The following is a 1,093-nucleotide window of genomic DNA, read 5'->3' as shown; positions in this document are numbered from 1 at the left end:
GCTTTGGACCGTTTGATGGTGCGCTTCTTGTTCACCGACCATTGGGCCAGCTGGGTGTTGAAGATGCGCGGCCGGTCAGAGGCCAGCGGGATCTTGTAGGTCGAGGGCGCATGGGTGCGCAACCGGCCTTCGCCGTCCCACCACAGCTCCTCGGTGGTCAGCCAGCCCATGCCCTGAATGAACGCGCCTTCGACCTGGCCCTTGTCCAGAACCGGGTTCAGCGAGCGGCCGACATCATGCAGGATGTCGGTGCGCTCCACCCGGTATTCGCCGGTCAGCGTGTCGACGGACACTTCCGAGCAGGACGCGCCATAGGCGTAGTAGAAGAACGGTTGCCCCTTGCCCGCCGCGCGGTCCCAGTGGATTTCCGGGGTTTTGTAGAAACCCGCCGCCGACAGGTGCACGCGGGCCATATAGGCCGCCTTCACCAGCGTGTCGAAGGGGATCTCTTCGCAGCCGACTCGCACGCGGTTGGGCAGGAATTCGACATCATCTTCAGCGACTGCCCACTTCTCCGCGGCAAATTTTTTCAGCCGGGCAATGATCTGCTCCGCCGCATCCAGCGCCGCCATGCCATTGAGGTCCGAGCCCGAAGAGGCCGCAGTGGCGGAGGTGTTCGGCACCTTCTCGGTGGTGGTCTTGGTGATCTTGATGCGCTCAAAATCCACCTGGAAGGCATCAGCCACAACCTGCGCGACCTTGGTATTCAGGCCTTGCCCCATCTCGGTACCGCCGTGGTTCAGGTGGATCGAGCCGTCGTTGTAGACATGGATCAGCGAGCCCGCCTGGTTGTACCAGGTCGCGGTGAAGGAGATGCCGAATTTCACAGGGGTCAGGGCAATGCCCTTCTTGATGATCTTCGACTCCTTGTTGAAGGCGATGATCTCTTCCCGGCGCTTGCGGTACTCGGCGTTTTCTTCCAGCTCCCCGATCAGCCGGTCGAGGATATTGTCCTCCACCTTCTGATGGTAAGGCGTCAGGTCGCGGCCTTCCTCGCCATAGAAGTTGACCTTACGGACATCCAGCGGGTCCTTGCCCAGGGCATAGGCGATCTCTTCGATCATCCGCTCTGCGGCAATCACACCCTGCGGGC

The 1,093-nt window shown here is 61.5% G+C and carries 1 protein-coding gene; it reads right to left on the bottom strand.

All coding sequences use genetic code 11. The features are described from left to right. Positions 1-1,093: molybdopterin cofactor-binding domain-containing protein (locus A2I95_RS41360; protein WP_291738079.1), on the bottom strand; the 1,093-nt coding region annotated here is incomplete at both ends.

The sequence above is a fragment of the Leisingera sp. F5 genome (assembly GCF_001593695.1).
Note: the sequence above shows the minus strand (reverse complement) of the source record. Positions and strands in the feature narration are given on the sequence as shown.